The organism is Pseudomonas sp. NFACC13-1, assembly GCF_900104425.1.
In the GTDB taxonomy this organism is placed as follows: domain Bacteria; phylum Pseudomonadota; class Gammaproteobacteria; order Pseudomonadales; family Pseudomonadaceae; genus Aquipseudomonas; species Aquipseudomonas fluorescens_AA.
The window spans coordinates 83,683-90,581 of sequence record NZ_FMXV01000027.1; the positions used below are offsets into that span (position 1 = coordinate 83,683).

At 63.3% G+C, this 6,899-nt stretch carries 6 protein-coding genes; 4 read left to right on the top strand and 2 right to left on the bottom strand.

Annotated features, from left to right (window positions below):
• Positions 1 to 9 precede the first annotated feature (9 nt).
• Positions 10 to 1,239 (top strand): arabinose transporter, encoded by a 1,230-nt coding sequence (locus BLQ55_RS25575; RefSeq protein WP_092258054.1) that lies wholly within the window; start codon positions 10 to 12, stop codon positions 1,237 to 1,239.
• Between the two features lie 56 nt (positions 1,240 to 1,295).
• Complete coding sequence (locus BLQ55_RS25580; RefSeq protein WP_092258057.1) at positions 1,296 to 2,174, top strand: SDR family oxidoreductase; 879 nt, start codon at positions 1,296 to 1,298, stop codon at positions 2,172 to 2,174.
• Between the two features lie 26 nt (positions 2,175 to 2,200).
• Here BLQ55_RS25580 and BLQ55_RS25585 read toward each other — a convergent pair whose 3' ends face one another.
• Together BLQ55_RS25585 and BLQ55_RS25590 are read right to left on the bottom strand one after the other, a co-directional pair.
• Positions 2,201 to 2,833: a response regulator gene (locus BLQ55_RS25585; protein ID WP_092258060.1), complete on the bottom strand. Its 633-nt coding sequence runs from the start codon at positions 2,831 to 2,833 to the stop codon at positions 2,201 to 2,203.
• A gap of 32 nt (positions 2,834 to 2,865) precedes the next feature.
• Positions 2,866 to 4,227, bottom strand: coding sequence for a cache domain-containing protein (locus tag BLQ55_RS25590; RefSeq protein ID WP_092205189.1), 1,362 nt, complete (start codon positions 4,225 to 4,227; stop codon positions 2,866 to 2,868).
• A gap of 313 nt (positions 4,228 to 4,540) precedes the next feature.
• On the opposite strand from BLQ55_RS25590, the gene BLQ55_RS25595 reads away from it, so the two are divergent.
• Together BLQ55_RS25595 and BLQ55_RS25600 are read left to right on the top strand one after the other, a co-directional pair.
• Entirely contained in the window at positions 4,541 to 6,601 is a 2,061-nt protein-coding gene (locus BLQ55_RS25595; protein WP_092258063.1) for a carbon starvation CstA family protein, read from the top strand.
• Between the two features lie 15 nt (positions 6,602 to 6,616).
• Positions 6,617 to 6,814, top strand: a complete 198-nt coding sequence (locus BLQ55_RS25600; protein WP_003182142.1) for a YbdD/YjiX family protein — start codon at positions 6,617 to 6,619, stop codon at positions 6,812 to 6,814.
• Positions 6,815 to 6,899 lie beyond the last annotated feature (85 nt).

Consider the following 6,899-nt stretch of genomic DNA (forward strand, 5'->3'; position numbering starts at 1 on the left):
GGTAGGGTTATGACACAAGACAATATTCATCTCGGCGCTTCCTCGGCGCCCCAGGCAGCCGTCGAGGCCGATCCGGCGCTCAAGCTGTTGCCGCTCACACTGACTGTATTCATCGGTTTCCTCACGATCGGCATGCAACTGCCTGTCTTGCCGCTCCATCTGCATGACACGCTGGGCATGGGCACGCTGGTCATCGGCCTGGTGGTCGGCGCGCAGTTCGCCGCAGCGCTGTTGTCACGGGCCTGGGCTGGCAATTTTGCCGACATGCGCGGTGGTAAACGCGCGGTCATGACCGGGCTGGTGACAGCCGCGGTTTCAGGGCTGGTCTATCTGCTTTCCCTGGCGTTCGTTGCCGCGCCGGTCACGTCGGTCTGGCTCTTGTCGGGCGGTCGGGTGCTGTTGGCAATTGGCGAAAGCCTGATTGTCACCGGTGCGCTGGGGTGGGGCATCGGCCTGGTGGGCGCGCAGCATGCCGGCAAGGTCATGGCCTGGAATGGCATCGCCATGTACGGCGCCTATGCCCTGGGCGCTCCGCTTGGCGTGGCGCTGAATGGCGGCTGGGGATTCACGGGCATCGCCATGGCCTCGATGTTCATTCCGCTGCTGGCCTTGGCGATTGTCGCGGGCGTGCGCGCTGTCGCCCCTACGGCGACCCGGCGCACACCGTTCTACACGATGCTCGGTGCTGTATGGGTTCCGGGCATGGGATTGGCGTTTTGCAGTGTCGGCTTTGGTGTCATCACAGCGTTCATTGCCCTGTTGTTCGCGGCCAGGGATTGGGGCAACGCTTCCTTGGCCTTCACGGCGTTCGGTGTGGCTTTCATCGCTGCGCGCCTGCTTTTCGGCCACCTTCCGGACAAGATTGGCGGCGCCCGCGTCGCGCTGGTCTGTGTATTGATCGAAGCCGTTGGGTTGCTGCTGATCTGGAGCGCCGACACCGCGACCATGGCGTATGTGGGCGCGGCTTTCACCGGCTTCGGTTATTCCCTGGCGTTTCCCGGCTTCGGCGTGGAGGCGGTACGGCGTGCGCCACCGCAGGCACGCGGTCTCGCCATGGGGGCCTACGTCGCGTTTCTTGATATTTCCCTGGGCATCACCAGTCCGCTGGCCGGTTTGTTGGCCAGTGGCTGGGGCATCGGTGCGGTTTACCTGGGCGGTGCTATTGCCGTTGGGCTGTCCTTCGGGGTGGCCTTGATGCTGCTCAGAGGACGACAAGCACAAGTTCAATACAAATCCTGAGTGTTCGATGGGTTATAAGATTTTCGGTCTCGTTTTTTAGAACAGGAGCGTCGCACATGCACGTATTCGTTACCGGTGCCACGGGCTGGGTTGGGGCGTCCGTGGTACAGGATCTGATCGCCGCCGGGCATCGGGTCACCGGCCTGGCCCGATGCGAAGAGAAAGGCGCCACACTGGCTGCGACAGGCGCGAAGGTGATTCCAGGCACCTTGGATGATCTCGAGGTCCTGCACAACGCAGCCTCGGCGGCGGACGCGGTGATTCACACGGCGTTCAATCATGACTTCTCCCGATTTGCCGAAAATGCCCAGCAGGACCGCCGCGCCATCGAAACGTTGGGCGATGCCTTGCGAGGCTCCGACCGGCCGTTGCTGGTGACGTCGGGCCTGTTTGGATTGACGCGGGGCGCGAGTGAACTGGAAGTGGTGAGCCCGGCCTCGCCCCGCAAGTCCGAAGCCGCCGCCCGGGACCTGGCCGAGCGTGGGGTGCGTGTGGCGACGGTGCGGCTGGCGCCCTCGGTCCATGGCCTCGGCGACCATGGGTTCGTGCCGATCCTGATTCGCCTGGCCCGGGAGACGGGCGTCTCGGCCTATCTCGGAGACGGTGGCCACTGCTGGTCGGGCGTGCACCGGTTGGATGCCGCACGGGTCTATCGGCTTGCGCTGGAGCAGGGCGTGACACAGTCGGTCTACCATGCGGTCGCCGACGAGGCCGTGCCGTTCAAGGACATTGCCCTGGCGATCGGTCGTGGCCTGGGGTTGCCGGTCGAATCCCGGGAGCGCGAGCATTTCGGCTGGTTCGCCCACATGGCGGGGGCGAACATGGCGGTGTCCAGCGAATACACCCGTGCCTTGCTGGGCTGGACGCCAAGCGGTCCGGGGTTGTTGGATGATCTTGCGTTGCCGGGTTATTACCACGCCGATCGAAGTGAATAACCTGTGGCGAGGGAGCGGTGTGGGGCCTAGCGGGAAATGATCCCGTGGTCGATCGCGTATTTCACCAGGGCCGCGGGCTTGTCGATGTTCAGTTTGCGGCGGATGCTCAGGCGATGGGTTTCGACGGTGCGTACGCTGATGTCCAGTTCACGGGCCATTTCTTTGTTGTTCAGGCCCTGGACCATTTTGTACAGCACCTGGTTTTCCCGTGGCGTCAGCTCGTTGTCGGTGTGCGGGTCGGTGGCGAGCCGCTGGGCGATCTCGGCACTGTAGAAGGTGCCGCCGCTGATGATGGCTTCGATGGCCGCGATGATCTCCCGAGACGGTGCGTTCTTGAGCACGTAGCCGCTGGCGCCGGAACGCACGGACTCGCTCACGTACTCATAATTGTCGTACATGCTGAGAATCAGGATCTTGAGGCTGGGGTATTGCTTGCCCAGCAGCCGGGTCAGCTCGAGCCCGTTCTTATCCTTGAGGCCGATGTCCATCAGCAGCAGGTCCGGTTGGCAGCGACCGACCATTTCGATCGCTTGCGCGCCGTTCTCGGCTTCGCCCACCACATCCAGTTGCGGCATCACCGACAGCAGGGCCCTGATGCCGTCGCGGACCAGGGAATGGTCATCGACCAGGGCGACGCGAATCACGGGCGGCAGGTTCATCGACGAGTGCTCCTGTTGGCCTGGGGCGCGCATCAGCTTTGCGTGACCGAGAGGTTCATGGGCAACAGAATGTCCAGTTCGCTGCGGCCCGGTACGGACGTCACTTCCAGGCGTCCGCCGAAATGCTCGACCCGCTCGCGGATGTTACGCAGGCCGATGCCGGCATGGCCGCGTTCCACTTGCGGGACGTTGAACCCCATCCCGTCGTCGACCACCGTCAGTCGCAAGGACTGGCTGGAGCCGAACAGGGTAATGCCGACGCTTTTCGCCCCGGCATGGCGCTCGATATTGGTCAGGGCTTCCTGGGCGATGCGAAACAGCGAGACAGGCGCGCCATTTTCGAGGCGGCAATCGAATTCGTTGCTTCGATAGGACACTTCCAGACCGCTGCGCTGCTGGAATTCGGTGGCGAGCTGGCCGATGGCGGCGGGCAGGCCCAAGGTGTCGAGCAGAGACGAGCGCAAGTCGTGGGAGATATTACGGATCTCGCCGATGGCTTCGCCGAGCCGGTCGGTGGCGTTCTTCAGGATGCCCAGGCCATTTTCCTGGCCGTTCTCCAACACGTGGCTGGCCAGTTCGAACTGGAATTTTATCGACACCAGCAGTTGGCTGATGCCGTCATGCAGCTCGCGCGAAACCCGCGAGCGTTCTTCTTCCTGCAAGCTGACGATGCGCTGGTTCAAGCGCTGCAGTTTCTTATCGGCCAGGCGATGTTCGCTGACATTGAGGGTCATGCCACCGGCAAACACCAGCAGGACCGCCACCAACGCGATCGCGGCGATGGCTTGCATGGTGGTGTGGATGCCATGGGCGACTTCGTCACGGGCCTGCTGGGTGGCGCGCTCGACATCTTCCAGGTAAATCCCGGTGCCGAGCATCCAGCCCCACTTGTCCAGCATCACGACATAGGCCAGCTTGTCGGTCACCTGGCCGGAGGAGGGCTTGTTCCAGGCGTAGCGCTGGAACCCTTCGCCTGACTCGGCGCTTTTGATCAGCGCCTGGATGACCGGCAGGCCGTGGGGGTCCTTCATGTCCCAGAGGTATTGCCCCACCAACTCCGACTGGCGGGCATGCATGAGGCTGCGGCCCTGGCGGTCGTAGACGAAGAAGTAACCGTTGATGCCGAAGCTGAGCTTGCGCAGTTCTTCCAGGACCTGCTGTTGCGCCCGCGCGTCGCCCTGGCCGTCGTTGTACAGCGGTGCGATCAGGCTCTGCGCCATCTCGACATAGTTCTTCAGCTCGGCGCGCTTGCTCGCCAGGATGCTGTCTTCGATCAGTTGCGCCTGTTGATCGCCCAACTGGCGGTTGAGCGAGATCACCAGGGCGCAGATGACCGCGATGGCCAGGACCAGCGGCAAAATCCCGAGGGCGACGATTTTGTGTTTGAGCAGCATCTGTACTCCTGTCCGGGCTCGGCGGGGAGGCGAATGGCGGCATCATATGCCAAACCCATGGGTGAGGCATAAAACCTGTGAGGCAAGACATGTGGGAGCAAAGCTCGCTCGCGACGCTGGCGCCGAGGTTCATAAAGACCGTATTGACTGTATCGCGAGCAAGCCTTGCTCCCACAGGGACAATTGGAGGTCTACGTAGTACTACGGATTTATTTATTGACGGCTTGCAGGGATATTGGGCCGGCTCCGAATAGCCGGGGCACACTATAAAAACAATCGCCGCAATCCACTGGATATCGGCAGGAGACATGCAATGACAACCCGTCTGGTTAAACACCTCGCCTGGTTTGCCGTGGCTGTTCTGGGAGCTTGTGCGTTGAGTGTCGTGGCCTTGCGCCGCGGCGAACCCATCAACGCCCTCTGGATCGTCGTCGCCGCCGTGGCCATCTACCTGGTCGCCTACCGCTACTACAGCCTCTTCATCGCCAACAACGTGATGCAACTCGATGCGCGCCGGGCCACCCCCGCCGTGCTCAACAACGATGGCCTGGACTACGTCCCGACCAACAAGCACATCCTCTTCGGCCACCACTTCGCGGCCATTGCCGGCGCGGGGCCGCTGGTCGGGCCGGTGCTGGCGGCGCAGATGGGCTACCTGCCCGGCACGCTCTGGCTGATCGCCGGCGTGGTGCTGGCCGGTGCCGTGCAGGACTTCATGGTCCTGTTCCTGTCCACGCGCCGCAACGGTCGCTCCCTGGGCGACATGGTGCGCGAGGAAATGGGCCGTATCCCCGGCACCATCGCGCTGTTCGGCTGCTTCCTGATCATGATCATCATCCTCGCGGTGCTGGCGCTGATCGTGGTCAAGGCCCTGGCCGAGAGCCCGTGGGGCATCTTCACGGTGATGGCGACCATCCCGATCGCGATGTTCATGGGCCTGTACATGCGCTACATCCGCCCGGGCCGCATCGGTGAGATCTCGCTCATCGGCGTGCTGTTGCTGCTGGGTTCGATCTGGCTGGGCGGGCAAATCGCCGCCGACCCGGTCTGGGCCAAGGCCTTCACCTTCACCGGGATCCAGATCACCTGGATGCTGATTGGCTACGGTTTCGTCGCGGCGGTGCTGCCGGTGTGGCTGATCCTGGCCCCGCGGGACTACCTGTCGACCTTCCTCAAGATCGGCACCATCGTCGCCCTGGCCATCGGCATCCTGGTCACCATGCCCGAGCTGAAAATGCCGGCGCTGACCCAGTTCACCGACGGCACCGGGCCGGTGTGGAAGGGCGGGCTGTTCCCGTTCCTGTTCATCACCATCGCCTGCGGCGCGGTCTCGGGCTTCCATGCGCTGATCTCGTCGGGCACCACGCCCAAGCTTTTGGATAACGAAACCAACGCCCGCTACATCGGTTACGGCGGCATGCTGATGGAGTCCTTCGTGGCGATCATGGCCATGGTGGCCGCGTCGGTGATCGAGCCGGGCGTGTACTTCGCCATGAACAGCCCGGCGGCCATCGTCGGCGGTGACGTGGTGGCCGTGGCCCAGACCGTCAGCAGTTGGGGTTTTGCCATCACGCCCGAGGCGCTGCAGGCGGTGGCCAAGGACATCGGCGAGACCACCGTGCTGGCCCGTGCCGGCGGTGCGCCGACCCTGGCGGTGGGGATCGCGCAGATCCTGCACTCGGTGCTGCCGGGTGAGAACACCATGGCGTTCTGGTACCACTTCGCGATCCTGTTCGAAGCGCTGTTCATCCTCACGGCCGTGGACGCCGGCACCCGTGCCGGGCGGTTCATGCTCCAGGACTTGCTCGGCTCGTTCGTGCCTTCGCTCAAGCGCACCGAATCCTGGCCGGCCAATCTGATCGCCACCGCAGGCTGCGTGGCGCTGTGGGGGTACTTGCTGTACCAGGGCGTGATCGATCCGCTGGGCGGCATCAACACCTTGTGGCCGCTGTTCGGCATCTCCAACCAGATGCTGGCCGGTATCGCCCTGATGCTCGGCACCGTGGTGCTGATCAAGATGAAGCGCCAGCGCTACGTCTGGGTCACGCTGCTGCCGGCGGCCTGGTTGCTGATCTGCACCACCACCGCGGGCCTGATCAAGCTGTTCGACGCCAACCCGGCGATCGGCTTCCTGGCCCTGGCGCGCAAATACAACGATGCCCTGGCCGCCGGCCAGATCCTGGCCCCGGCCAAGAGCATCGAGCAGATGCAGCACGTGGTGTTCAACGCCTACACCAACGCAACGCTGACGGTGTTGTTCCTGTTCGTGGTCTTCAGCATCCTGTTCTACGCGCTCAAGGTCGGCATCGCTGCCTGGGGCACCAAGGAACGCACGGACAAGGAAGCGCCATTCCAGGCCCTGCCGGACGCTTGATAGAGGATTGCAACAATGTTCAATGACTTGAGTCGCCTGGGTAAATACCTCGGTCAGGCCGCCCGCCTGATGGTCGGCATGCCCGACTACGACAACTACGTCGAGCACATGCAAACCAAGCACCCGGACAAACCGATGATGGACTACGAGGCGTTCTTTCGCGAACGCCAGGAGGCCCGTTACGGCGGCAAGGGTGGGCCCAAGTGCTGTTGAACTGATGGCCGGTGGATGATGCAACCCTTGTGGGAGCGAGCTTGCTCGCGATGGTGGTGGGGCAGTTGACGATGATGTCGACTGA

What these genes read in the sequence shown, in the direction of transcription:
- BLQ55_RS25580 (WP_092258057.1), top strand. Translation starts at nt 1,296, where the DNA reads ATGCACGTATTCGTTACCGGTGCCACGGGCTGGGTTGGGGCGTCCGTG.
- BLQ55_RS25595 (WP_092258063.1), top strand. Translation starts at nt 4,541, where the DNA reads ATGACAACCCGTCTGGTTAAACACCTCGCCTGGTTTGCCGTGGCTGTT.
- BLQ55_RS25575 (WP_092258054.1), top strand. Translation starts at nt 10, where the DNA reads ATGACACAAGACAATATTCATCTCGGCGCTTCCTCGGCGCCCCAGGCA.
- BLQ55_RS25590 (WP_092205189.1), bottom strand. Translation starts at nt 4,227, where the DNA reads ATGCTGCTCAAACACAAAATCGTCGCCCTCGGGATTTTGCCGCTGGTC.
- BLQ55_RS25600 (WP_003182142.1), top strand. Translation starts at nt 6,617, where the DNA reads ATGTTCAATGACTTGAGTCGCCTGGGTAAATACCTCGGTCAGGCCGCC.
- BLQ55_RS25585 (WP_092258060.1), bottom strand. Translation starts at nt 2,833, where the DNA reads ATGAACCTGCCGCCCGTGATTCGCGTCGCCCTGGTCGATGACCATTCC.